The 25,400-nt window shown below is 34.5% G+C and carries 21 protein-coding genes and 1 pseudogene; 6 read left to right on the forward strand and 16 right to left on the reverse strand.

Annotation, left to right across the window (positions count from 1 at the left end; all coding sequences use genetic code 11):
- Positions 1-816: a 2,3,4,5-tetrahydropyridine-2,6-dicarboxylate N-succinyltransferase gene (locus P163_RS12015; RefSeq protein WP_034891470.1), complete on the reverse strand. Its 816-nt coding sequence runs from the start codon at positions 814-816 to the stop codon at positions 1-3.
- Between the two features lie 86 nt (positions 817-902).
- On the opposite strand from P163_RS12015, the gene ruvX reads away from it, so the two are divergent.
- The 4 genes from ruvX to mazG all read left to right on the forward strand — a co-directional run bounded on the left by ruvX (position 903) and on the right by mazG (position 3,320).
- On the forward strand, positions 903-1,310 hold the full coding sequence (gene ruvX / locus P163_RS12020; protein WP_034891473.1) for a Holliday junction resolvase RuvX: 408 nt from the start codon (positions 903-905) through the stop codon (positions 1,308-1,310).
- A gap of 42 nt (positions 1,311-1,352) precedes the next feature.
- The gene (gene def, locus P163_RS12025) at positions 1,353-1,943 is read left to right on the forward strand and encodes a peptide deformylase (RefSeq protein WP_034891476.1); all 591 of its coding nucleotides are present in this window, start codon (positions 1,353-1,355) and stop codon (positions 1,941-1,943) included.
- Between the two features lie 59 nt (positions 1,944-2,002).
- A complete protein-coding gene (locus P163_RS12030; RefSeq protein WP_034891481.1) occupies positions 2,003-2,422 on the forward strand; it encodes a DUF5606 domain-containing protein in 420 nt (139 codons plus the stop codon).
- A gap of 124 nt (positions 2,423-2,546) precedes the next feature.
- Positions 2,547-3,320, forward strand: coding sequence for a nucleoside triphosphate pyrophosphohydrolase (mazG, locus tag P163_RS12035; protein ID WP_034891484.1), 774 nt, complete (start codon positions 2,547-2,549; stop codon positions 3,318-3,320).
- 122 nt (positions 3,321-3,442) lie between these two features.
- Here the strand turns inward: mazG and P163_RS12040 are convergent, their stop codons facing one another.
- The 7 genes from P163_RS12040 to P163_RS12070 form a co-directional block, all read right to left on the reverse strand.
- Positions 3,443-5,569, reverse strand: coding sequence for a DUF349 domain-containing protein (locus tag P163_RS12040; protein ID WP_034891488.1), 2,127 nt, complete (start codon positions 5,567-5,569; stop codon positions 3,443-3,445).
- A 114-nt stretch (positions 5,570-5,683) separates the two neighbouring features.
- Positions 5,684-6,415, reverse strand: a complete 732-nt coding sequence (locus P163_RS12045) for a shikimate dehydrogenase family protein (RefSeq protein ID WP_034891491.1) — start codon at positions 6,413-6,415, stop codon at positions 5,684-5,686.
- On the reverse strand, positions 6,412-7,431 hold the full coding sequence (locus P163_RS12050) for a DUF368 domain-containing protein (protein WP_034891493.1): 1,020 nt from the start codon (positions 7,429-7,431) through the stop codon (positions 6,412-6,414). Before P163_RS12050 ends, P163_RS12045 begins: the two co-directional genes overlap by 4 nt.
- On the reverse strand, positions 7,406-8,356 hold the full coding sequence (locus P163_RS12055; protein ID WP_034891496.1) for a DUF368 domain-containing protein: 951 nt from the start codon (positions 8,354-8,356) through the stop codon (positions 7,406-7,408). The genes P163_RS12050 and P163_RS12055 overlap by 26 nt, the downstream gene beginning before the upstream one ends.
- A gap of 41 nt (positions 8,357-8,397) precedes the next feature.
- Positions 8,398-9,795, reverse strand: a complete 1,398-nt coding sequence (locus P163_RS12060; protein WP_034891499.1) for a tetratricopeptide repeat protein — start codon at positions 9,793-9,795, stop codon at positions 8,398-8,400.
- A gap of 105 nt (positions 9,796-9,900) precedes the next feature.
- A complete protein-coding gene (locus P163_RS12065) occupies positions 9,901-11,082 on the reverse strand; it encodes an aspartate aminotransferase family protein (RefSeq protein WP_034891502.1) in 1,182 nt (393 codons plus the stop codon).
- On the reverse strand, positions 11,079-12,857 hold the full coding sequence (locus tag P163_RS12070; RefSeq protein WP_051931238.1) for an OstA-like protein: 1,779 nt from the start codon (positions 12,855-12,857) through the stop codon (positions 11,079-11,081). The genes P163_RS12065 and P163_RS12070 overlap by 4 nt, the downstream gene beginning before the upstream one ends.
- 283 nt (positions 12,858-13,140) lie before the next feature.
- Here P163_RS12070 and P163_RS12075 point away from each other — a divergent pair, with 283 nt between their 5' ends.
- Both P163_RS12075 and P163_RS12080 read left to right on the forward strand, forming a co-directional pair.
- Positions 13,141-13,902: a ferritin-like domain-containing protein gene (locus P163_RS12075; protein ID WP_051931239.1), complete on the forward strand. Its 762-nt coding sequence runs from the start codon at positions 13,141-13,143 to the stop codon at positions 13,900-13,902.
- A 27-nt stretch (positions 13,903-13,929) separates the two neighbouring features.
- Positions 13,930-14,745, forward strand: a complete 816-nt coding sequence (locus P163_RS12080; RefSeq protein ID WP_034891505.1) for a ferritin-like domain-containing protein — start codon at positions 13,930-13,932, stop codon at positions 14,743-14,745.
- A gap of 71 nt (positions 14,746-14,816) precedes the next feature.
- On the opposite strand, the gene P163_RS12085 is transcribed toward P163_RS12080, so the two are convergent.
- The 8 genes and pseudogenes from P163_RS12085 to P163_RS12115 form a co-directional block, all read right to left on the reverse strand.
- Positions 14,817-16,088 (reverse strand): adenylosuccinate synthase, encoded by a 1,272-nt coding sequence (locus P163_RS12085; protein ID WP_034891508.1) that lies wholly within the window; start codon positions 16,086-16,088, stop codon positions 14,817-14,819.
- 6 nt (positions 16,089-16,094) lie between these two features.
- Positions 16,095-16,553, reverse strand: a complete 459-nt coding sequence (locus P163_RS12090) for a Fur family transcriptional regulator (protein ID WP_034891511.1) — start codon at positions 16,551-16,553, stop codon at positions 16,095-16,097.
- Positions 16,554-16,581: 28 nt separating this feature from the next.
- Positions 16,582-18,789, reverse strand: coding sequence for a RelA/SpoT family protein (locus P163_RS12095; protein ID WP_034891514.1), 2,208 nt, complete (start codon positions 18,787-18,789; stop codon positions 16,582-16,584).
- Between the two features lie 42 nt (positions 18,790-18,831).
- Positions 18,832-19,479, reverse strand: coding sequence for a M48 family metallopeptidase (locus P163_RS18820; RefSeq protein ID WP_410503405.1), 648 nt, complete (start codon positions 19,477-19,479; stop codon positions 18,832-18,834).
- A 36-nt stretch (positions 19,480-19,515) separates the two neighbouring features.
- A pseudogene (locus P163_RS18825) lies at positions 19,516-20,050 on the reverse strand (M48 family peptidase); the annotation flags it as partial.
- An 83-nt stretch (positions 20,051-20,133) separates the two neighbouring features.
- Positions 20,134-20,937, reverse strand: coding sequence for a TrmH family RNA methyltransferase (locus tag P163_RS12105; protein WP_034891517.1), 804 nt, complete (start codon positions 20,935-20,937; stop codon positions 20,134-20,136).
- 139 nt (positions 20,938-21,076) lie between these two features.
- Positions 21,077-22,408 (reverse strand): amidohydrolase family protein, encoded by a 1,332-nt coding sequence (locus tag P163_RS12110; RefSeq protein WP_034891520.1) that lies wholly within the window; start codon positions 22,406-22,408, stop codon positions 21,077-21,079.
- Between the two features lie 10 nt (positions 22,409-22,418).
- On the reverse strand, positions 22,419-25,394 hold the full coding sequence (locus P163_RS12115; RefSeq protein WP_034891523.1) for an amidohydrolase family protein: 2,976 nt from the start codon (positions 25,392-25,394) through the stop codon (positions 22,419-22,421).
- Between the last annotated feature and the right edge of the window lie 6 nt (positions 25,395-25,400).

The raw sequence follows: 25,400 nt of genomic DNA on the forward strand, positions 1-25,400 counted from the left end.
TTATACAGCTACATTATATTCCCTTAATGCGTCGTTCAAGGAAGTTTTCTTATTGGTGCTTTCTTTTCTTTGTCCTATTATTAAAGCGCATGGCACCTGAAATTCTCCTGCAGGAAATTTCTTGGTATAGCTTCCAGGAATCACTACAGAACGAGCAGGAACATAACCTTTAAATTCTTTTGGCTCATCTCCAGTTACATCTATGATCTTTGTTGAAGCTGTAAGTACTACATTTGCTCCCAGAACAGCCTCTTTTTCTACTCTTATTCCTTCAACAACTATACATCTGGAACCTATAAAAGCGTTATCTTCTATAATTACCGGTGCTGCTTGAAGAGGTTCTAAAACGCCTCCAATTCCAACTCCACCACTTAAGTGTACATTCTTTCCAATTTGAGCGCAACTCCCAACAGTTGCCCAGGTATCTACCATTGTGCCCTCATCTACATATGCTCCAATATTTACATAACTAGGCATTAATATAACACCACTAGAAATATATGCGCCATGTCTGGCAACAGCATTAGGAACAACTCTAATTCCTTTTTCTTTATATCCGGTTTTTAAAGGAATTTTATCATGATATTCAAAAATACCCGCCTCTAAGGTTTCCATTTTCTGAATTGGAAAATACAGCACTACCGCCTTCTTAACCCATTCATTAACTTGCCATTTATCTCCTAAAGGTTCTGCAACTCTTAATTTTCCTTCATCTAATAAAGAGATCACTTCTCTTATTGCATTGGTGGTCTCTTCCTCATTCAACAAGCTTCTGTCCTCCCAAGCTTTGGTGATAATTGCTTCTAAATTGGTCATAATCTATTTTTGTAGCAAATATAATAGCTTCCCTTCAATTTTTGGGAGCATTAGTATATAAACCTTACATTTGCATAAAATTTGATATGGCTAGAATAATGGCTTTAGATTATGGAGCTAAGCGCACAGGAATAGCAATTACAGATGAGATGCAGATCATAGCATCTGGTCTTGCTACAGTGCCTACTTCAGAATTGTTGGTCTACCTTGAAAAATATTTTCTTTCAGAAAATGTGGAGTTGGTATTAATGGGGCAGCCAAAACAAATGGATTACTCCGATTCTCAAAGTGAACCGGCAATTTTAGAGTTCTTAAAAAAGTTTGCTCTTAAATTTCCAGATATGGAGGTTAAAAGAGTAGATGAAAGATTCACTTCTAAAATGGCCGTAAAAACCATGATAGATAGCGGATTGAAAAAGAAAAAACGCCAGAATAAGGCTTTGGTAGATGAAATTAGCGCTACCATAATTTTACAATCTTATTTGTATAAATAAGTTGATCACATAAAAGTTTATAAAGCATTAATTTTTACAAGAATGATTTTATCAATTGTTGCGTACGGAGATCCCGTTCTAAAGAAAAAATGTAAAGATATCCCTAAAGATTATCCAAAATTGGATGAATTGATCAATAATATGTGGGATACTATGTACAACGCCTATGGTGTTGGGCTTGCTGCCCCTCAAGTGGGATTGCCAGTACGTATGTTCATGATAGATCCTGCTCCTTTTGCAGATGATGAGGAAATGGATGAAGAAGAAGTAACGCAATTAAAAAATCTTAGAAAAACGTTTATCAATCCACAAATAGTAGAAGAAGAGGGTGAGGAATGGGCGTTTAATGAGGGTTGTTTGAGTATTCCGGATGTAAGAGAAGATGTCTTTAGAAAACCAAAAATCACCATAGAATATATGGATGAGAACTTTGAACCTAAGAGAGAAACTTATGATGGTTTGGCAGCAAGAGTTATTCAGCACGAGTATGATCATATTGAAGGTATCTTGTTCACAGATAAATTATCGAGTTTAAAGAAAAGGCTTATCAAGGGAAAACTTAGTAATATTGCTAAGGGAAAGATACATGCAGACTACAAAATGAGATTTCCATTAATGAAAAAAGGGCGTTGATTCTTTTGATATTAAATCAAGAGATATGATATTTGCCAGCCAAAATTTATAAAAGAAGTATGGGTTTAGAAAAAATTTTATCGATTTCCGGGAAACCAGGATTATATGAGTTAACAGCACAAACGCGTGGTGGTTTTGTTGCCAAATCTGTTACAGATGGTAAGAAAATAGCTGTAAATGTGCGTAATAATGTGAGTTTACTTAGCGAAATAGCTATTTATACCTATACAGAAGAAGTTCCTTTAGGAGAGATCTTTCAAAAGATTTCAGACAAAGAAGAAGGTAAAAAAGCTATAGATCATAAATCGAATAAGAAAGAACTAGAAGCTTATTTTTCTGAGATCCTTCCAGATTATGATGTGGAAAGAGTTTACCAAAGTGATATAAAAAAAGTGTTACAATGGTATAATCTATTAATTGACAATGGATTTACCGATTTTTCTAAAGGTGAAGCAAAAGCTTCAGACGAAGAAGAATAGTATTGACATACCTATAAAATAAAAAGCAGCTTTAGAATCTAAAGCTGCTTTTTATTTTAATAATAATTCTTTCAGATAAAATTTATTATTATTTACGATTGTACTTTTATAAAAATCTTAGATCATGAACTCCAGAGAAGACCAACTTTTAGCATTTGATAGACTTCTAACAATTATGGATGAATTGCGAGCACAATGTCCTTGGGATAAAAAGCAAACAATGGAGTCTTTAAGACATCTTACTATAGAAGAGGTGTATGAGTTAGGAGATGCTATTTTAGATAAAGATCAAGAAGAGATCAAGAAAGAGCTTGGAGATGTGCTGCTACATCTTGTGTTCTACGCAAAAATAGGTAGTGAAACTAACGATTTTGATATAGCTGATATCGCGAATTCCATTTGTGAAAAGTTAATTAGTAGGCATCCACATATCTACGGCGATGTTAAAGTGGAGAATGAAGAGGATGTGAAAAGGAATTGGGAGACATTAAAATTGAAAGAAGGTAAGAAAAGTGTATTAGAAGGTGTTCCTAAATCTCTGCCAGCACTTGTTAAGGCTAGTAGAATTCAAGAAAAAGTAAAAGGTGTGGGTTTTGATTGGGAAGAGCCTCAACAGGTATTTGAAAAGCTACAAGAGGAATTAGGAGAACTCCAACATGAGATAGATACTAATGATAAGGATAAGATGGAAGCAGAATTTGGGGATGTTCTCTTCTCTATGGTAAACTATGCAAGATTTTTAAATATCAACCCGGAAAATGCTTTAGAACGTACCAATAAAAAATTCATTAAAAGGTTTCAATATTTAGAAGAGAAAGCTATCCAGATCAATAAACCTTTAAGTGAGATGAGCCTGGCAGAAATGGATATCTTCTGGAATGAAGCTAAGTTGCTCTAGATACGATAAATTTTAAATTCGACTATATAAATATATAGGCTTTGTAATTAAGCATCCTCTATTTCAGGTGGAAATTTAAAGGAGCTTTTTACAAAGCCTAAATTATTAGTAATTTAATCTATTTAGTATAAAGATTTTATCGCTTTTAGCTTCTCTTTCCAGATCTTAAGATCTTCTTTATGATTTTCTATATTCTTAAGAACTTCTTTCACTAGAGGATTATCATCCTTCACATTAGAGAAAAATTGAAGGTTGTTCTCCAACTGCCTAATTTCAGCTTTGGTCTCTTCCACTTTCTTACTCAAGAAATAATGCTCATTTCTAAGTTTTTTATCATCATCTGCATCATTTAAGGCTTGGATCTTATTCTCGTATTTCATCATCTCAGCCTTAGTGTTGCTCACATCCAGCTTAGAGAATAATTGGTCTAGAAGTTTGTTGAACTTTCCTTCAATAAAACGTTTATTAAATGGTACTTTTCCAATATTTTTCCAGTCTTCTATCGCAGTTTTAATCTTTGGAAGATCTGTTTTTTTGTCTCCAGAGAATTCAAAAGATTTTAAAGAGTCTAGCATTTCTTTTTTCTGATCGAAAGCCTTCATTTCTTCTGCATTCTCTTCATTGCTGTTCTCGTGCATTCTATTAAAGTAATGATTGCAAGCTGCTTTAAATTGCTTCCATACTTTATCACTGTCTTTTCTAGGAACATGACCCACTTTTTTCCAGTCAGCCTGGATCTTTTTCATGAGTGGAGTAGTGGCCTTAAAATCTTCGTTGTCTTTATTGTCTTCTGCAATTTTAATAAGCTCTTTCTTACGTTCAAGATTATCATATTGCTCTTTCTTCAAACCTTTGTAGTAGGCATTTTTATTACGGTTGAATTGTCTTACGTTAGATTTGAATTCACTCCAGGTAGCTTCATTCTTCTCACGTGGCACTTTTCCTGCCTTAAAGAATTGCTCTCTTAGCGTCTCTAATTCTTTAATTTGCTGTTGCCATTGATTGTGAGAGGTATATTTTCCTTCAGATAGTGACTTTATCTTGGTTATGATCTCTTGCTTAATCTCAAGATTCTTCTCATAGTTCTTTTCTAAATCATCATAATAAGATTGTCTAAGATCGTGGATCTTTTTAGTAGCTTCGCTAAACTTATTCCAGATGTCATCTCTATATTCTTTAGCTACAGGTCCCAATTCTTCCTTCCACATTTTATGCAACATCTGCAGTTCTCTAAACGCTCTGCTAGTGTCTTTCTCCTGAGTTAGTTCTTCTGCTCTATCTATGATCTTTAATTTCTGCTCTAAATTATGCTTGAAATCTAGATCTCTAAAATCTCTGTTCAAATGAAGGAAATCATAGAAATTCTCTACATGATGATGATAAGTGTTCCAAACCGTATTGTATTTATCTCGCGGAATAGATCCTGCAGTTCTCCACCTGTTTTGTAGCTCCTTAAAATGCTTATAGGTGGTATTAATATTTTCTTCTACATCCAACAAGCCTTTTAATTCTTCAACGATCTCAAGTCGCTTATTTAAGTTCTTATTTAGATCTTGTTTTAGCTGTTGATAGTAATTATTTCTTTTCTCTTTATAGTCGAAATAAACAGAGTTGAATTGTTTTTTGATGGGAGTAGAGTAGTGGAAGTCTATAATATTACCTCCTTCTGCTAAGAAATCTTCTTTCTTTTCCTCAACCTCTTCATCAAATTTAGCATTGAATTCAGATTTTATCTCTTCAACGTGTTCTTTAATGGCTTGCACTTTTTGAGTGGTTACCAAATGTTCAAACTCTTTTACAAGCTCTTCTTTAGACATTGCATGATAATCCTTCTTCTCTATACCATGTCTTTCAGAGGTAGTTTCATCTTCGCTATCTTCTGCCACAGTATCTTCAAACTCCGTCTGTATATCTTTTTTTTCTGATGATTGTGCTAGCTCTTCCTCATCTTCATCTTCCAATTGAGCACTAGAGGTAGCAGCCATCTTTTCTTCTGCATCTTTGGTGGCTTGAGAAGAGGAAACTTCACTTTCATCTATCATGGCCTTTTCCAAATGATCTTTATCTTTATTTTCTGCAGCGTTTTGAGACTCAGTTACTCCAGAATAATTTTTATTATCAGAATTGTCTTTCTCTTGGCTCGCAGATCCTAATACAGATTCTTTATTTGTATCTGAATTTCCGTCAGAATTTGTAGCATCTTCGTTGTGGAGATCTTTCTTCATATTTTCGTTTTCTTGCTGAGACATATCTTTCAATGTTAGGGTTCGTGAATAACTAATTAGCCTGAAAGATACTAACTACACTAAAACCAACCAAGATTTTACGGCAATTTATGATTGTTACTACTGTGATGGTTACAATTATTTATTCCAGATCTCCCAGGCTTTTTCTGCCTGTAGCTCCAACATTTTTTCACCATTAGTTACCTGTCCGTTCGCGTTCATGGTTAATTTCATCAACTGAGTAATTTTGGGATTGTAAATAAGATCGTAAAGGAGATGATTTGGAGTTAAAAATTCTACGGGAATTGGAGGGTAGGTCTCCACATCAGGAAAAGTTCCTAATGGCGTACAATTTATTATTAGAAGGTGATCTGCGAGTACTTCTTTATCGAGATCGGAATAGGTTATTTGTCCATCTTTAGCACTCCTGGATACAGATGTATGATCTATATTTAATTTCTGAAGGGTATATGCAATAGCTTTAGATGCTCCACCAGTACCTAAAATTAATGCCTTTTTGTGGTAATCTTTTAAATGTGGGCGTAATGATTCTTGAAAACCATAGTAATCTGTATTATAACCGGTAAGCGCTCCTTTGTTGTCTAGCTTGATCGTGTTAACCGCTCCAATCTCTTTAGCTATGGGATCTAAATTAGTTAAAAATGGAATTACCTGTTCCTTATATGGAATGGTCACATTAAGACCTCCAAGATTCGGGGTCTCTTTAAGTACGCTATAGAGCTGTTCTATATTTTGAAGATCAAAATTCACATACTCTGCATCTATCTTAAGTTGACTGAATTTATCAGAAAAATAAGACCGAGAGAACGAATATGATATATTTTTACCTATTAAACCGTAGGTTTTCATTTTAGAGAATTTCTTTGTTCATACCAAGCCAGGCCTAAGACTATAAATATCCCAATGAATACGCATAGTATAGCCAGATATGTTGCTGGATCACTAAAACTAGGAAAGTATCTATCGTAATTGTCTATAATATAATTTCCATGCCTGTCTACTAAAAATTTTCCTTCAGCATTTATTTTAAAGATCTTTTCTTTCCAAGGCCAAACTACTCCTAGAGAACCAGTAATAAAACCAATAATAACTGAATACGTTTCTTTTTTATATTTTTTAAGCACATATCCCAAAAGGTGTGATAATGATACCAATCCTGCTAAAGAGCCTAATGAGAACATTGCTAAAACTTGAAGTAATCTTATTCTTTCAGAATTATGAATAAATGAAAAATCCATGAATACAAGATCTGTCATTGTATCAAATAAGGCATTTACAGAATCTATGAGAAGAAGTACATAGTTTCCAAAAAGCATCAGTATAAAGGAACCAGAGAGCCCGGGCAGTGTCATTCCGCTAACACCTACTATCCCGCAAAAGAAAACGAAGAATAAATTATCATTTTCTTTAGCCGGTTCTAAGAAACTAATGGCTACTCCAGCAATAATTCCGGCAATTACGAAAAGAACAGATCTTTTAGACCAATGATCAAAATCTTTGCTAATGTAGTAGACCGAGCCTATGATCATTCCGAAAAAAGCAGCCCATACATAAATTTCATAATGAATAATAAGATAATCAAGCAGTTTTGAAATGCTGAAATAGCTTATAATCATCCCTAATATTAAGAGACTTAGAAATCTTCCATTAATATAGCTATACAGGCTTCTAAACCTGCCGCCTAACAGCAGCTTAAACGCTTTTAAATTTATCTTTTGAAGTGAGTAGATGAATTCTTCGTAGAAACCGGCAACAAATGCAACAACACCTCCAGATACACCAGGCACTTTATTGGCAGCACCCATTGCAAGACCTTTTAATACTAATAAGATCTTATCACTAAAGGTTCTCGTTTGTTGAAGCATCTTCGGTTATTGGTTTTTGGGTCGCAATTCGTTCTAGGAAAAGTATTAATAAAAATCCAACAATCATCAAAATAATAGCTGCTAAAAGATGAGGATCTCCGTCAAAGTTAGACGGAAGCACAGATATTTCTTTAATAACAACTATTTTCTCTCCGTACTTAGCAGTCTCCAAGACCTCTTTCCAAGGCCATATCTTGTTTAAGGATCCTGCTATAAAACCTGTTAATACTGCTAAAGTAATATTGCTATAGTTATTGAAAAGCCATTTTAAGATTCTTGAAAAAGAAAGTAATCCGAAAACAGCGCCCACCGCTACAATAGCTAATGTCTTAAAGTCTAAATTTTGAGCAGCTTCTGTGATGGTCTTATAGGCTCCTAATAACACCAGAATGAATGCGCCAGAAATCCCGGGAAGGATCATAGCACAAACTGCTAAAGCACCTGCTAAAAATAAGAACCAGTTATTACTTTGAACATTTAAGGGAGGTAAGGAGCTAATGTATAAAGCCAACGCCGCGCCAATAATTAGCGCCAATACAATTTTAAAATTCCATTTAGGGATTTGCTTTGCTACAAACCAAACACTGGCAACTATAAGCCCGAAGAAGAAAGACCATACCATTACCGGGTGATTATCCAATAAATAATTGGTAAGTCTCATTAAGGTTAAAATGCTTATTAGGATCCCGGTAAGTAGCGCTAATAAAAATGAGCCATTAGCTTTACGCCACATGGCCTTTGTTCCACTTTCTCTCCAAACATGTATAAGAGAGAAATCTATACCGCTAATAGTATTTATTAATTCTTGATAGATTCCCGTTATGAATGCGATTGTTCCTCCGGAAACTCCCGGTACCACATCTGCGGCACCCATTGCCATTCCTTTTAAGGTAATTGTAAAGTACTCCTTTAAACTTCGCTGCATATCTGAAATTAATATAGTTTCCGCCAAATATAATTAAAATATCAGGAGGCTTTCAGATAAGAATTGATCATTTCTTTTATGCTCTTTCTGCTAAAGATGGAAGGGAAAAGTTCTTCGATAATTATATAGTATTCAGTATCTATCTTTAATCCATTATTTAGATGAAAATATCCTTTATCACCTTCATTAAGACTAAAATATAAACCTGCTAACCTAAATTCAATTTCCGCAGTTTCAGGATAGAACTCTAATGCTTGAATTAAATTTTGAACTGCAGTTTCATACTCTCCAAGATTTATTAAAATATCACACCTTCTAATCCATGTCTCTAATTCATAATTACCAAGATCGATAGTTTTTTGATAACCTTTCTCTGCTTCTTCAAAGTAGCTCAACTTGCTATTGATCTTTGCATAACGTTTCCAATAAAGAACATTCTCCTCATCTATTCCAATAGCTTTATTTATAAAATACAAGGCTTTTTGATAATTCCCTTTTTTAAAATAAAAATCTGTAATTGCAATCCATCCTTTATCTAATAAAGGATCTTCCTTAACAGTTTTTGAATAATGCTCGAGCGCTAATTCTTCCAAGCCTAGCTTTTCGAAACACTTTCCTATTCTTAGATATGCAAATGAAGTAGGATCATCCAGGTCTAAAGTGATCTTATAATTTTCTATAGCTTCGTTATAACGACCTAATTTTTCAAGAACTTTCCCTTTTTCAAGATAAGCTCCAATAAAATGCTCATCGCTAATAATAGCAAAGTCAAAAGCGTTCAAAGCTTTTTCAAACTGTTTTAGATCAAAATATTGTTTTCCAATTTGATGCCATGCTACCTCACAATATGGGTTCTTATTTAAGAACATATTGAGGTAATCTATAGCTTCGTTCTTTTGTTCTAGAAAATCAAAACAATACATAATATTATAAAGAGCAGAATAATCTTCATCATCTGCCTCCAAACATTTCATAAAACTAAGCTTTGCATTCTCAAAATCTTCCAAAAATAGGTATTCCATTCCTAAAAGGGAGTAAACATCAGCCTCATCCATGGTGATCTCTAAAGCAGCTTCCAACATTTGAATTGCTTTTTGGTGATCATCTCTCTTTGAGAAAATATTTGCTTTTTGAATATAGATCTCTTCATTAGAAGACTCCAGATCGTGTAGCTCATTTAAAAGCCCATCGGCAAGATCTAATTTATCTTCAAATACCAAAATTTCTACTTTGTAAAGTTTCAAATTGGTAGATGTAGGGTGCTGCGTTAAACCTAGTTTAACGGCTTTCTTAGCTAAAGCTATTTTGCCATTCTCTAGATAATGATTAATAATATCCTCAAATTCTTCTGAATCAAAAAACAACACATCGTTTGTTTTTAACATAGATTCAAAACGGGTAAGTGAGAAATTGTTTTCTTCGTTATGACTTAATTGCATACACTGGGGATTACGATATTTCTACAGTATTAAAGTTAACCATGTTAACTTATAAAGCCGGTAGTACTTTATATTGTTTTTAACAAAGTAATTAACAAGCCAAGCCTATTGATTTATATCATTGAGAACGTCAATAATAATGCCACATCCTTCTTTAATTTCATCAATAGATATAGTAAGCGGAGGAGTAATTCTAACCGCTCTTTTTTCAAATAATAACCAAAATGAAATAAGTCCTTTTTCTTGACATTTTAAAATAACTTCTGTAGCAATATCCTCGGAAGGAGTGATAGCAGCGAGCATTAATCCCTTTCCTCTTATTTCTGATATTAATGGATGTACTAAAAGAGATCTTATAAGTTCCTCCTTTATTAGCGTCTCTGCCATAAGGTCTGATTCTGTGATCTCTTGCAATGTTGCTAGTGCTGCTGCTGCAATTAAAGCATTACCTCCAAAAGTGGTTATATGTCCTAATTTAGGATTTTCGCTTAGTAAATCCATCACTTCTTCAGACGCTGTAAATGCTCCAATTGGGAGTCCGCCGCCCATTCCTTTTCCTGTAACCAGAATATCCGGTACAATTCCAAAATGTTGAAATCCAAATAACTTCCCTGTTCTTCCAAATCCGGGTTGAATTTCATCTAAGATTAAAAGAGCACCAACTTCCTGGCAACGCTCCTTCACTTTTTTAAGATAATCATTCTTAGGTAAAATAAATCCTGCACCACCTTGAATGGTCTCTAAAATGACAGCTGCTGTCTTAGACGTTATTTTATTAAGATTATTACTATCATTAAATTGGATAAAAGAAACATCACCAATTAAAGGTCTAAAAGGCTTTACTCGTTCTTCAAAATCCATAAGACTTAAAGACCCCATAGTATTTCCATGATATGCAGATTTGGCTGCTAATATCTGCGTTCTACCTGTTGCTCTTCTGGCTAATTTTAGTGCGCCTTCTATGGCCTCGGTTCCAGAATTGGTTAAATAGGTTTTACTAAGCGTAGGAGGCAGGTGAGATGCTAATAATTTAGAAAATGCTACCGCAGGCCCTTGGGCATATTCTCCATAAACCATTACGTGTAAGTAAGATTCTGCCTGAGTTTTTATGGCATTTACAACTCTGGGATGACAATGTCCTAAGCTACAAGCAGATACGCCTGCTACAAAATCTAAGTATTTATCTCCTTGTTTGGAAAAAATATAGCTGCCTTTGGCGTGATCTATTTCCATTCCCAAAGGGTGGGGAGTAGTTTGAGCTTGGAACTTTAAAAAATCTTCTTTCAATTAACGGATGCTTTTGTTTTATTTTCTTTTTCTTTCAATTCTGGTGTAGCTTTCGGCTTGAATTGCTGTTGAATAGAGTCTGATCTTTCATCTTTAAGATCTGTAGGCTTCAATCTGGAATTTTCATTTAATAGAGGTTCCTTGCGTTTACTATCATCAAAGAATTCTTCTTGATTCTCAGGTAGTTCAATACCTTTAATCTTAGTTAACGTAGGTTCTGGCTGACCGGCAAAAAGATCTGCTTTGCTTAGTAGTCTTTCTTCTCCTCTCCAATTAAATCCTGTAAGCTCTCTTACATTTTCCGGAAATTCATCTTCAGGATTTAAATTACCCTCTACTTGTTTATAGTAATAGATATCTTCAATTTTATTCTTTTCAAAAAGAATTTTTATAGAGCTCGATAGTGTTTTATTGATACCTAGAAGTTCACTCTCATCATTTCTGCTATAAAATATGGTTTCGGTATTTTTTATTATATCTACCTGATAAAGCTCATTATCTACAAATAAACCAGTAAGCTCTTTGCCCTTAAGCTGATTATATCCTTCAATACTATCTTTCTGTATCATAAAAGCGTTATTAAAAACTCTTATAGAATCTAGTTTTTCTGTTTTTGGATTGCTTTGAAGGTGAATAGTGTCTCCGGTAATTTGATTATCACCAGACCATACCACAGGGCTTCTTTTAATACTAACAGAAGTAACAGGACCCATATTAATATTGATCAATTTTGTGAGTCCACTTTTTTGATTGATATAAATAGAGTCACTTTTGCCGCTCATATCACTCTTAAACATTCTAACATCATAATAACCTTTAATAATTCTATTTTCAGGTTTTCCCATCACCATTAAAGTATCACTATGTACAAATATAGAATCTTGATCTTGTACGGTTGCCGCTACAGCTCTTTTGGTAATAAATACTGAATCTTTCTCTCTATAGACTTCAGCATAATGACCAGTAATTAGGCTATGGTTTAATGTATCTATAACTTTAATATTGTTGGTTCCAGATGCAAAACTATTCTTCCTGTTAAAATATAGACTGTCACCTTTCAAAATTCTATTGTCATAATCTATCCGTGAATTTTTTACAAAGTAACCATTATCTAAACGTGTATTGTAAAATCCACGTTCACAGTAAACCGTACTTGTTTTGCTCTCTATTGTGGTTGGCCCATATAAATAAGCATATCCATTCTCTGAGTAAAAGTCTAATTGATCTGAATTTATAACGTATTCTGGGTTCGTAACGGTTACTTTAGATAGAAATGAATATTTATCGTCATCCATATAATATCTTCCAACCTTACTGGTTAGAACACTCGCGGTATCTCTTATGGTACCACCACTTCTATAATAAGCCTGTTGTTTAATTCTATCAAAGAATAAAGTATCTGTCTCTAAGGAGGTTTGAGGTCTTGTCATTTTTACTTTTCCACTGGCAAAAGCAAACTTCGTGGTACCGTTGTATTCAGCGTAATTACTTTGCATAGTCACAGTATCACCTTGTTGCATTCTCACATTACCGTAAGCTTTAAAGAAGTTCGCCTGATCATAATGTATTGCCTGGTCACACCAAATTTCTATTCCTTCGTGAATAAAATGTACCTGATTCTCAACTTTACTTAAAATGATCGCTCCAGGGTACTTGTTTTCATCCTTCAGAGTTCGATCACTGGTATAATCAATCTTTTTGGTCTGAGCTATTAAAGGTTTTGAAGTCAGCAGAAAACCTATAATGAATATGAAATAAATAAATACATTTTTCAAGAGCAGAATTATTTAGATCAAAAGTAAATAAAAGGCGAAAAAGAAGGTGGCTTTAAGCAGAAAATTATAAGAATCTAAGACTAAATTTATTTCAGAAAAAATCTACAAAGAGCAAAAAAATATAGATAACGAGTGAGACGAGCGCTAAACATTATAAAATAGTTTGTTAAAATTAGCATATATTAAGATTTTTAGAATCTTTTTAGCAAAATATTAACCACTTCAAAAAAACCAAATATGAATTCCCTACGTAAGTTTACATGTAATCTAGAAAAACACAATTATGAAAAAACCATTGATTAAAGTGCAGACCTCAGAAAATTTGCACTCAAACAAGAGTAACTCTCGAAGAAATTTCTTAAAAATGGGAGGTTTAGCCGTGGCCGGTTCAAGTCTTTTACTTGTAGGATGTAGTGATGATGATGATGATCCAATGACACCAGAACCAGGTGATGTATTTGATCTAGGAAGTGGAGATGTAGGAATACTTAATTATGCTTACGCATTAGAGCAATTGGAAGCTGCATTCTATACCAACGTATTAAATGGTTCTTATTGGATGGGACTATCTGATGGAAAGGAAAAAACTATTTTAGAAGATTTGTATAATCACGAAGTTATACACAGAGAATTTTTTAAAACAGCTATAAATGCTGCAACTAGTGCTTCAAATGTTTTGCCAGAATTAGAATTTGATTTTACTGGTGTAGACTTTAGCAGTAGAGATACTGTTCTTGCTACTGCTAAAATTTTAGAAGATACTGGAGTAGCTGCTTATAATGGAGCAGGACAATTACTTGCTAGTACAGATTATTTGTTAATTGCAGGTAAAATTGTATCTGTAGAAGCAAGACATGCTTCTGCAATAGCTAATCTAATTAATCCAGGTTCTACAGATTTCGCTGGAGATAGTGTATTAGTTGATATTGGTGGGTCTGGAGTAGCTTATGATAAAGCATCTTCTCCAAGTGAAATCATTACAGCCGTTGGGGCAACAGGATTTATTAAAACTAAATTCACTGCTAACAACTTACCTACCTCATAATTAACTTATCAATTTAAAACGAAAACGATGAATTTATTAAAAATATTAGATAACCTTTCTAACGACGAGCTTTTAAACGCTAAAAGTTCTAGAAGAGGTTCCATAAATCAATTTAAGAACGTAGGTAAGAATATTGCCTTGGCATCAATCCCATTTGGACTTGCAGCAACTAGTAATAAAGCTAAAGCAGCAACTAGTTCTATGGCAGCCGCAGCTTTTCAAGCTTCTTCTACTGATGTGTTAAATTTCGCTTTAACTCTTGAGTATTTAGAGCGTAACTTTTACAGAATGGGTCTTGATACCGATGGACTTATTCCTGATGCAGATAAAGATATTTTTGCACAAATCTCTAAGCATGAAGATGCTCACGTAGATTTTCTTGTAACAGCTTTAGGAGATGCAGCTATAGATGAGCCAACTTTTGATTTTACAGGAAAAGGATTAATGTTGGATACATTTCAAAATTATCAAACATTCTTAGCATTATCTCAAGGATTTGAAGATACTGGTGTAAGAGCTTACAAAGGTCAGGCAGGAGCCTTGGCTAATGATAATGATCTTTTAACTTATGCATTGCAAATTCATTCTATAGAAGCACGTCATGCTTCACAAGTTAGAAGAATGCGTGATGAAAAAGGATGGATCACAGGAACTCAAAACACACTTCCAGGAGCCTTTAGCGCTATTTATGGTGGTGAAGATAATACAGTGCAAGGTGGAGTAGATCTAGCCGGATTATTTGGAGACTTTGGTGGAGTAGATGGTGTTACCGAAGCTTTTGATGAGCCTTTAACAATGGAAACTGTAAATGCTATTGCTACAAACTTTATTGTTACAGAATAGTAAGATTTTAGCTAATAAAAAAGCCTTCCAGATTTGGAAGGCTTTTTTTGTTATAAACTGTTATGAATTTTTTATCTATTAATTGTCTGCTTTCTATCCGGTCCAACCGATACAACAGAAATAGGAGTTTTTAATTCTTTCTCTAAGAACTCAATGTATGTTAGAAGTTCTTGTGGAAGTTCTGAAGCATCTGTCATCTTAGTAAGATCTTCTTTCCATCCTTTAAACTCTGTGTATACCGGAGTTACATTTTCTGCTTCAATATTATAAGGTAAATGGTCTATTTCTTCCCCCTTATAGTTATAAGCAGTACAAACTTTTAAAGTTTTGAATCCGCTTAGAACATCCCCTTTCATCATTATTAATTGGGTAATACCGTTAATCTGAACCGCATATTTTAGTGCAACTAGGTCTAACCATCCACATCTTCTAGCTCTTCCGGTTGTAGCTCCAAACTCATTACCAACTCTTCCCATCGTCTCTCCATCTTCATCAAACAATTCCGTAGGGAAAGGTCCGCTTCCAACTCTGGTAGTGTAGGCCTTAAAAATTCCAAAGGCATCTCCAATTTGATTTGGAGCAACTCCTAAACCGGTGCAAGCTCCTGCAGCTGTAGTTGTAGATGAAGTTACAAAAGGATAGGTTCCAAAATCTATATCTAATAGAGAACCCTGTGCACCTTCTGCTAAAATGGTCTTTCCTTCTTGCTGTGCATTTTGAAGATAGTTTTCACTGTCAATGAATTGCAATGTCTTTAGCATTTTAACCGCCTCAAAGAATTCTTTCTCTAGCTCTGCAAGATCGTATTGAACATCTACATCATAAAAGCTAATCATAGCCTCATGCTTATCTGCCAACATTCTATATTTATCCATCCAATCTTCTAGCTCCAGATCTCCAACTCGTAATCCATTTCTACCGGTTTTGTCCATATAAGTAGGGCCAATTCCTTTGAGAGTAGAACCAATCTTAGCCTTTCCTTTAGAAGCTTCAGAAGCTGCATCAAGAAGTCTGTGGGTTGGTAAAATTAAATGTGCTTTTCTGGAAATTAGAAGTTTAGACTTATAATCTGTTTTAAAAGGCTCCAGATTATCTAATTCTTTTTTAAATATAACAGGGTCTATTACAACTCCGTTTCCAACAAGGTTTACAGTGTTCTCATGAAAAATTCCGGAAGGAATGGTATGTAGTACATGTTTGTGCCCATCAAACTCCAAGGTATGTCCAGCATTTGGACCTCCCTGAAATCTAGCTATAATGTCATATTTTTTGGTAAATACATCAACTATTTTACCTTTTCCTTCATCTCCCCACTGTAGTCCGAGTAGTAAGTCTACTGCCATAAATATTTAATTTGTTGGTTGTTTTTTAGTGCCGTAAAAGTATAAAGAATGTTTAGAAACATCTATGTCAAATACCTCTTCTATAGTTTGTTTGATACTTTGTATCCTAGGGTCACAAAATTCTATAACCTCTCCAGTATCGGTAAGTATAATATGATCGTGCTGTCTGTCAAAAAATGATTTCTCATATTGCGACTGGTTTTGCCCAAATTGATGTTTTCTAACCAATCCGCATTCCAATAAAAGTTCTATGGTATTATAGAGCGTAGCTCTACTAACGCGATATTTTTTATTTTTCATATTGATATAAAGTGATTCTATATCAAAATGCTCTTCATTATTATAGATCTCCTGCAATATAGCGAAGCGTTCCGGAGTCTTTCGATGTCCTTTTTCTTCTAAAAACTTTGTGAATACGTTTTTAACTACTGCCTGGTCGTTCTTATTTATTACTTTTTTACTCATATTTTTTCTTCCTCGCAAAGATATTAGATTATTCTCTGGAGACCTTATCTATCCCATTAATTTTTTTTAATCGATCTATAAGCGTATTTAGAATTGAATTATTCTTTACAATTACCGTGATCTTTCCGGTAAATACGCCGTCAGAACTATCAAAATTAATGTTTCGCATGTTTACGTTCATACTTTTTGAGATCTCTTGGGTTATTTCACTTACCAATCCTAGATTATCAATTCCCGTTAATTTTATAATAGCCTTGAAATCTTGTTGTGACGAATCTATCCATTTTGCTTGAATGATCCTGTATGCATAGTTGCTTTGAAATTGAATTGCATTAGGGCAATCTTTCTTATGAACTTTTATACCCTCACTTACCGTTATAAAGCCAAATACATTATCTCCCGGAATTGGATTACAGCAATTTGCTAATTTGTAATCTAAAACCTCTTCCTCTTTTCCAAAAACTAGCTGATCATACTTAGAAGTGATCTCTTCCTTATCAATATCTTCTGCAACCGCAGGTTTTCGAATCTTATTTTTAATATAGCTAACAAAGGCGTTGCTGCGTGAATTCGTAAATTCCTTTAACTTTTGATTGTCAATTTTCCCTATTCCCACTCTGTAGAAAAGGTCTAAGCTGGTCTTTAGCTTAAAATAGATCACCAATTCATTAATGATCTTTTCGTTAAATGTTAATTTCTGAGCTTTTAATTTTCGTGCTAAGATCGCTTTTCCATCTTCTGCAATCTCTTTCTTTTCTTCTCTTAAAGATGATTTTATTTTAGCTCGCGCTCTGGCAGTAGAGGCATAATCTAACCAGTTTACATTAGGCTTGGCATTTTCTGAAGTGATGATCTCTATCTGATCTCCACTTTTTAATTCATGACTTAAGGGAACTAATTTGTTATTTACTCTAGCTCCTCTAGTATGTAAACCAACTTCAGTATGTACTCCAAATGCAAAGTCTAGTGGAGTAGCTCCTTTAGGTAGCGATTTAAGATCTCCTTGTGGGGTAAATACAAAGATCTCCTTAGCATAAAGATTCAATTTGAACTGCTCAACAAAATCAACAGCATTGGTCTCAGAATTTTCAAGAGCTTCCTGCAGCTTATTCAGCCAGTCTTCCATTGTTTTTTCTTCCTGTACTGCACCTTGTTTATATTTATAATGCGCAGCATAGCCTTTCTCTGCAATCTCATTCATGCGCTCACTTCTAATCTGCACTTCTACCCATCTACCTTTTGGCCCCATTACCGTTATATGCAGAGCTTCATATCCTGTAGATTTAGGAGAAGATATCCAATCTCTTAATCGTATAGGATTGGGTCTAAAATGATCTGTTACTATAGAATAGATCTTCCATGCTAAGAACTTTTCATTTGCAAGATCTGCCTTGTAGATAATTCGCACAGCAAACTTGTCAAAAACTTCATCGAAAGTGATGTTCTGAGCCTGAATTTTTCTACGGATAGAAAAAATAGATTTTGGTCTACCCTTTATTTGATAGTTAAGATTTTCTTGATCTAATGAATCTTTAATAGTTTTCGTAAATTCATTAATATACGCATCTTGCTCTTCTTTACTTTCTCTAATTTTTTTTAGAATGTCATTATAAACATCTGGCTCAGTAAATTTTAAACTAAGATCTTCTAATTCGGTTTTTATACTGTAAAGCCCAATTCTGTGAGCTAGTGGCGCATAGATGTATAAAGTTTCTGAAGCTATTTTAACCTGCTTGTCTGGTTGCATAGACTCCATAGTTTGCATGTTGTGCAAACGGTCTGCAATTTTAATGATGATCACCCTTACATCATCATTTAAAGTCAGCAGCATTTTTCGGAAGTTCTCTGCTTGAAGAGATACGTCCTTATCTTGTTTTAAGTGAGATATTTTAGTAAGGCCATCTACAATCTTTGCAACCGTTTCCCCAAACATTTTTTCAATATCTTCCAGAGTATAATCTGTATCTTCTACAACATCGTGCAACAAGGCAGCTACAATAGATGTAGCGTCCAATCCAATTTCTGAAGCTACAATTTTAGCAACCGCAATTGGGTGAAAGATATATGCTTCTCCAGATTTCCTGCGTTGATCTTTATGGGCATCTACGGCAGTATCAAATGCCAGCCTAATCATTTTTTTATCCTCTTCAGACAAAGACCTGTAACTAATGCGCAACAGCTCCTTATATTGGCGGGTTATTTTCTTATTTTCTAATTCTATAGCAGCTTCGGTCATAGTCTAAAATTACGATTAAGATTGTAAAGAAACAACTACAAACTACCTTCTTAAATTATTAAATCTCTCTAAAAGAGTAGGGTGTGAGTAGTGCACAAAAACATAGGCTTTATGGGGCGTTAAATTGCTTAAACTGGTTTTTGATAATTTTTTTAAGCTAGAAATCAATGCCTCTGCATTATAAGTATTTTTAGCAAAATCATCAGCCTGATATTCAAATTTTCTTGATAAAATATTCATTAATAATCCTGTTACTGCTGATACGGGACTATAAAGAATCCCGAAGACTATCAGGCCTATGTGAAAACTAGGAGTTGATACTCCTAGAGCTTCAGATAATAATGGATTTCCAATAAATAACGACAATAGCCATAATGTAAGTCCGGTGGTAAAAATAGATGCTGCAACATTTGCAATAATATGTTTTTTCTTATAATGTCCAACTTCATGTGCAAGAACTCCAACGATCTCCTCTTCCTCAAGATCATTTAAAAGCGTATCATATAAAGTGATCCTTTTTTCTTTGCCAAACCCTGAAAAATAAGCATTTGCCTTCGTACTTCTTTTAGAACCATCTATTATAAAAATATTATGTAATTCAAATCCTACTGTCTTTGCATATGCTTCAATTTTAGTCCTTAAGCTACCATCTTGCAGTGGTACTTGTTTATTAAAAATGGGAACTATCAATTTCGCATAGAACATATTTGCGAAAAGGGTTATGAAGATGACTAATCCCCAAGCATACAGCCAAAAATTTTGAGCCGTTAATTGATAGAACCAAACTATTAATGCCAAAAATCGCTGTAAGTACTAGCGATTTCAATTTGTCAAAAACAAAAGTTTTAAGGCTTGTTTTATTAAAGCCATATTTTTCTTCAATGACAAAGGTGCTATACCATGAAAATGGTAGCATAATTATCTCATTTATTATCATAATAATTCCGAAGAACAATAGCGTAATAACAATCTCATTTTCAGAATACGTTCTTACTAGTTTGTCTAGATATGCAAATCCTTCAAAAAAGAGAACCAGTAGCATGGCTATAAAAGAAATTGTAGATGTGACTGTACTATATTTATATCGCTCTTTTTTATAATTTTGTGATTTATTGTATTCAGAGGTTTCATAAACATCAGATAATCCTTCTGGGATAGGATCATTAAAGTGCTTCGCATTGAGGGTATCTAAAATTTTATCGATTAAAAAATCTATAATGATCACCGCTATTAGTATATAGAATAGAGTTTGTGCCGTCACAAGTGATTGTTTTTTTAGAGTGAAATTTAAGAGAACTATAGTTACATAAAGGTTAACAGCAGTGATTGTTTAAATAAAAGACATTAGAATTTGCGCTGTCGTTTTGCTTCGAAAATTAGTATTCCAGCTGCCACAGAAACATTCATTGAATCTATTTCACCTTGCATAGGGATGATGATATTTTGAGTAGAATTATCTAACCATTCTTCGCTTAAACCTGTAGCTTCGGTACCTACTACTATTGCAGTTGGCGCTGTAAAATCTATAATATCATAATGTACCGATGCTTGAAGTGCCGCCGCATAAATATTAATAGATTTATCTTTTAAGAACTGGATGATCTCAGCAGTACTTGCAGTACCAATATTCGTGGTAAAAACACAGCCCACACTAGACCTAATAATGTTTGGATTAAACATATCTGTTTTGGGATTGGCCAATAAAACGGCATCAACATTAGCAGCATCTGCAGTTCTTAATAATGCACCAATATTCCCTGGCTTTTCCGGAGCTTCAGCTACTAATATTAAGGGGTTCTTTGCGTTTAATTGCAACTGAGATAAACTAAGATCTTTAACTTGTACCAACGCCATAACTCCTTCTGTACTTCCTCTATAAGCTATTTTGCTATAAACCTCTTCAGAAAGTTCGGTAACTTCAGGATTGGTGATAACAGTTTTAGTTAGATCTGAAATATTTTCAGCTTTAAAAAGCTCATCACAGAAGAAAAGTTCAGAAATTCTATAATTTCCTTTTATTGCTAAGGAAATCTCTCTAACTCCCTCTACCAGAAATACTCCTTCTTTTTTTCGGTTCCTGGATTTCTCCTGTAATTGAAGTAAGCTTTTGACCTTTGAATTCTGTAAACTTGTAATCTTTTTGAACATAGTGCAAAATAAAAGTTAGATGTGGCTACAAATATAAAACCTCTGAAGTTATCAGAGGTTTTATAATAAGCTAAGAAGTGATTAGATCTATCTTTTTAATTCCTTTCGAAATTATTAGATCTTAGAATACTAAAAGGTATTACTCATTTTCTTTCTTTTTAGTTTTATCTTGGTCCTTATATTTGTTAGAATACCTGTGATATAATTCTGTTTGGTGACTTTCCAGACTTATCTCTCTTCCCTGAATAAAAGCGTGCGTAATAATGTTGGTTCTCATATCTAATGCATCACCTTCACTAATAAATAGTGTAGCATCTTTACCTCTTTCAAGAGTTCCAACCATATCATCTATTCCTAAGATCTTTGCGGTATTAAAAGTAATAAGTTTTAAAGCTTCCTCTTTATCCATTCCAAAGGAAGCCACGGTACCGGCATAAAAAGGTAAATTTCTAGAGTTCATTCTTTCCATTTGTCCGCTAGATTCTAAACCAACAAGCAGGCCTTTATCTACAAGAAGTTTGGCCATTTTATATGAATAGTCATAATCATCTCCGTCTTGATCTGGAGTAGTATGAGGTCTTTGAGCTAAGATTGAGATATTATTAGCTTTTAATGCATCTGCAACTTTAAGTGCATCATAACCTCCAACAATAACCATATCTTTTAGGTCTTGTTCTTTTTTGAATTGAATAGCGTCTGTTATCTCTTTTTCGCCATTTACATGAATATAAACTTTTTTATAGCCTGTAAATACAGTTTTCATCGCCTTAAAGGGTAAGTTCACCTCATTCATATCTCCTGCTAAATAGGCTTTCGCGCTATTGAAGAATTGGGAGATTTTTGAAACTTCATCTTTGTAATCTTTATTTGGTTTCATTCCTCTTTCTTCACCTTCCCACCATTTACCTTGCTTAAAACTGTTTGGCCAATTTAAATGAAGTCCATCATCTTCTTTAATAACCGCATCTTCCCAGTTCCATGCGTCAAATTGTACTATAGAAGAAGTACCAGAAATAGTTCCTCCTCTAGGAGTGATCTGTCCCATTAAAACTCCATTAGGTCTCATAGATTCTACAACCTGACTTTCGGTATTATAGGCTATTAAGCTTCTAAGATGTGGTAACATATCTCCAATCTCATCTTCATCATCTGAAGCTCGAACCGCATCTATTTCTACTAAACCTAAGGTTGAATTGGGAGCAATAAATCCTGGATATACGTGTTTCCCATCAGCTTGAATAATAGTACCTCTATACTGCATTTTGGTAGTTAAGGCATCCATGATCTGGGTGATCTTGCCATCTTCAAAAATGATTAAACTGTTCTTTATAGTTTCACCATTTCCCAAGTGAGCGGTAGCTCCAACTATGGTTACGGCTTTAGATTGTTTGGGCGCAGGTGTTTGCTGTGCCATTATTCCTCCTGACATTGAAATTGCGAGGATAAAGATTTTTATAGTAAGCTTTTTCATTATAGTTCTTTTAGTGTATTTCAATAGTGTCGCAACCCATAGTCTGGTTTTCTTTCTTCACAACTGGCTTAGTTTTAGCTCCACCATTTTTAGCAGCTAACATTTGTGTAGTAAGGATGCTCTTTTCTTTTGTGATCTCTTGTCTTAGTTTTTCATCTCTTTCCAAATCAAAATAAACAGTACCATCAATGAAAGTTTTTTCGGCTTTAGAGTATATAGAAAGAGGGTTGCCAGACCATAATACAACATCAGCGTTCTTACCAGACTCAACACTTCCTACCAGATTATCTATATGAAGTAGTTTCGCCGGATTTAAGGTTACAAATTTCCAAGCTTCCTCTTCTGAGACACCTCCATATTTTACACTTTTTGCAGCTTCTTGATTTAATCTTCTGCTCATTTCTGGATCATCACTATTAATTGCAACGGTAACTCCTGCATCATGTAAAATGGCCGCATTATAAGGAATTGCGTCTTTAACTTCATATTTATAGGCCCACCAGTCTGAAAAAGTCGAGGCTCCAACGCCGTGTTCTTTCATCTTGTCTGCAACTTTATAACCTTCCAGAATATGAGTAAAAGTATTTATTCGGAAGTCAAACTTCTCTGCTACCGTCATCAACATATTAATCTCGCTTTGAATATAAGAGTGGCTAGAAACAAATCTATTTCCGGTTAGGATCTCAACCAAAGTTTCCATTTCTAGATCTTTTCTAAAATTCTTATCTTCTTTTTTAGCAGCTTCATAATTTCTTGCTCTGCTAAAATAATCCATGTAAACTTGTTCTGTACCCATTCTAGTTTGTGGAAAACGAGTGGTACTTCCCCAATTGGCTTGTTTTACATTTTCTCCCAAAGCGAATTTTATAAATTTTGGAGCTTCTTTAAAGATCATTTCATTTGGTGCCGCTCCCCATTTTAATTTTAAGATCGCAGATCTCCCTCCAATAGGATTTGCAGAACCATGCAGTAGTTGTACAGTAGTAACTCCACCTGCTAGATTTCTATAGATATTAATATCAGAAGGATCTATCACATCTTCCATAGTTACTTCTGCCGTAGAATTCTGCCCGGCTTCATTAATTGCTGAAGCGGCTATATGAGAATGTTCATCTATAATTCCAGAAGTTAGATGCTTTCCGGTAGCGTCTACAACTTTAGCCTTTCCGGCGTTAAGGTCTTTGCCAACAGCAGCTATTTTTCCATCTTTTATTAACACGTCTGTGTTCTCCATAATTCCTTTGGAAGTATTGGTCCAAACAGTAGCATTCTTAAATAATATATTTTCTGAAGTAGGCAATGTTTCAAAACCATAAGCCATATTAGGGTAGGAGACAGGCATCACATCTTGTAATACATCCTTTTCTTTTTCTTTCTCCTTCTTTTCTTCTGAAGCTGAAACATCATCTGATCTCATAGCGTAAAAAGAAGTTTCTGTTCCATTATTAAGAGTAGCGCTTCCCTGTAAATTATCTGATTTAGAATTCACTCTAGCAACCAACCTGATATATTCAGATTTTGTAGAATCTGGAGATTCCAACATTAAGTTCATCCAGGAATCTGAATACGTTAGCTTAGATTTTACTTTGGTCTCACCAACTTTTACATCTACTTTAGGCTCGTTAGGTTCGCCAGAGAATTTAAGATCATACGTATTCCCATCAAGTTTTAGAGTATAATTACCAGCTAGACTTGGAGTATCCATAGGAGTAAAGGCGGTTCTATTTCCCTGTACCCAGTTCTCATAAAGTACAGTTTCCTTATCAAAATAATCGCCGGAGGTGATCAAGAAATTTGCCCAAGCACCTTCTTTTAAAACCCCTAATTTATTTTCTTGCCCAATAAGTTTTGCCGGAATTGTGGTAAGTGCATTTAATGCAGTTCTCTTCTCTAGTCCATACTCAATAGCTTTTAGAAGATTCTCCTTGAACTTCTTTTCATCCTTAATATCGTTAGTGGTAATAACAAATGGAATTCCGTTCTTTTGCATCATTGCCAGATTAGAAGGAGCCTGATTCCATCTTTTCATATCTTGAAGGCTCACATAGTTCGCCATAAATGGATTTTCTACATCATAAGCATCTGGAAAGTTAAGTGGAACGATATACGTAGCGTTGGTTTTCTTGATCTCCTCTAATCTTTCAAATTCATTACCATTTCCGTAGATTATATATTGAAAGCCAAATTCATCTCCAATCTTATCTGCTCTTAATTCATCTAATAAATTATCGGTTTTAAAGATCTTGGTAAGCGACTTATTTCTGTTTAATGCTTCTAAAGCAAGATCCTTATTTTTAGATTTACCCTGAGTATACCAGGCTGCATCTAAATAGGTTTGACGCAGTAATGCCATGGCACCCATTATAGATGTAGGATAAGATTGTCTGGATTGTACACTTTTGTCAAAAGAAAGATATTCTGCAGATCTATCGCTCAGAATTCTATCTCCAGTGGTGCCCTCAGGATTTAAAGCAACCAACATTCCGGCTCCTCGAATAATTCCATCTGCCATGTGAGTGTTTACCACTCCAAATCCGTTTTTCTGTAATTTTTCTGCAGCTTCCTTATCATAGCTAAAATATTCTACTGCATTTGTTTCAGGTCTTATATGATCATTCCAATAATACCCTTCTCTACTGGCATCATATTGTGGTTGCCCGCCACCTTCTGCTTTCTTAGGTTTTGCAATTCCATAATCACTATAGATATCTATAAAAGATGGATAAACATCTTTTCCATCTAAATTAATCTTAATAGCATTCTTGGGTATATTAATTTTCTTACCCACTGCGGTGATCTTACCATTTCTTACTGCAAACATTCCATTTTCTATTATGGTGTTGGCATCTACGTGAATTTTGGCATTTTCAAAGACCGTGTAATTGTTATTTTCAGATTTAACTCCGTCATTCTTTGGGAAGTATTCTTGTGCCTGTGCACAGCTACCCATAATTGCCAGAGAAAACAATAAAATTTTTAACTTCATAGGAGG

Origin of the sequence: Gillisia sp. Hel_I_29 (genome assembly GCF_000744275.1) — a bacterium.
Taxonomy (GTDB): Bacteria; Bacteroidota; Bacteroidia; order Flavobacteriales; family Flavobacteriaceae; genus Gillisia.

Excerpts from the sequence above, each read along its gene's own strand:
- ruvX (WP_034891473.1), top strand. The coding sequence starts at position 903 with ATGGCTAGAATAATGGCTTTAGATTATGGAGCTAAGCGCACAGGAATA.
- mazG (WP_034891484.1), top strand. The coding sequence starts at position 2,547 with ATGAACTCCAGAGAAGACCAACTTTTAGCATTTGATAGACTTCTAACA.
- P163_RS12115 (WP_034891523.1), bottom strand. The coding sequence starts at position 25,394 with ATGAAGTTAAAAATTTTATTGTTTTCTCTGGCAATTATGGGTAGCTGT.
- P163_RS12085 (WP_034891508.1), bottom strand. The coding sequence starts at position 16,088 with ATGGCAGTAGACTTACTACTCGGACTACAGTGGGGAGATGAAGGAAAA.
- def (WP_034891476.1), top strand. The coding sequence starts at position 1,353 with ATGATTTTATCAATTGTTGCGTACGGAGATCCCGTTCTAAAGAAAAAA.
- P163_RS12080 (WP_034891505.1), top strand. The coding sequence starts at position 13,930 with ATGAATTTATTAAAAATATTAGATAACCTTTCTAACGACGAGCTTTTA.
- P163_RS12110 (WP_034891520.1), bottom strand. The coding sequence starts at position 22,408 with ATGAAAAAGCTTACTATAAAAATCTTTATCCTCGCAATTTCAATGTCA.
- P163_RS12015 (WP_034891470.1), bottom strand. The coding sequence starts at position 816 with ATGACCAATTTAGAAGCAATTATCACCAAAGCTTGGGAGGACAGAAGC.
- P163_RS12045 (WP_034891491.1), bottom strand. The coding sequence starts at position 6,415 with ATGAAAACCTACGGTTTAATAGGTAAAAATATATCATATTCGTTCTCT.
- P163_RS12090 (WP_034891511.1), bottom strand. The coding sequence starts at position 16,553 with ATGAGTAAAAAAGTAATAAATAAGAACGACCAGGCAGTAGTTAAAAAC.
- P163_RS12055 (WP_034891496.1), bottom strand. The coding sequence starts at position 8,356 with ATGCAGCGAAGTTTAAAGGAGTACTTTACAATTACCTTAAAAGGAATG.
- P163_RS12060 (WP_034891499.1), bottom strand. The coding sequence starts at position 9,795 with ATGCAATTAAGTCATAACGAAGAAAACAATTTCTCACTTACCCGTTTT.
- P163_RS12050 (WP_034891493.1), bottom strand. The coding sequence starts at position 7,431 with ATGCTTCAACAAACGAGAACCTTTAGTGATAAGATCTTATTAGTATTA.
- P163_RS12040 (WP_034891488.1), bottom strand. The coding sequence starts at position 5,569 with ATGTCTCAGCAAGAAAACGAAAATATGAAGAAAGATCTCCACAACGAA.
- P163_RS12030 (WP_034891481.1), top strand. The coding sequence starts at position 2,003 with ATGGGTTTAGAAAAAATTTTATCGATTTCCGGGAAACCAGGATTATAT.
- P163_RS12075 (WP_051931239.1), top strand. The coding sequence starts at position 13,141 with ATGAAAAAACCATTGATTAAAGTGCAGACCTCAGAAAATTTGCACTCA.
- P163_RS12105 (WP_034891517.1), bottom strand. The coding sequence starts at position 20,937 with ATGTTCAAAAAGATTACAAGTTTACAGAATTCAAAGGTCAAAAGCTTA.
- P163_RS12095 (WP_034891514.1), bottom strand. The coding sequence starts at position 18,789 with ATGACCGAAGCTGCTATAGAATTAGAAAATAAGAAAATAACCCGCCAA.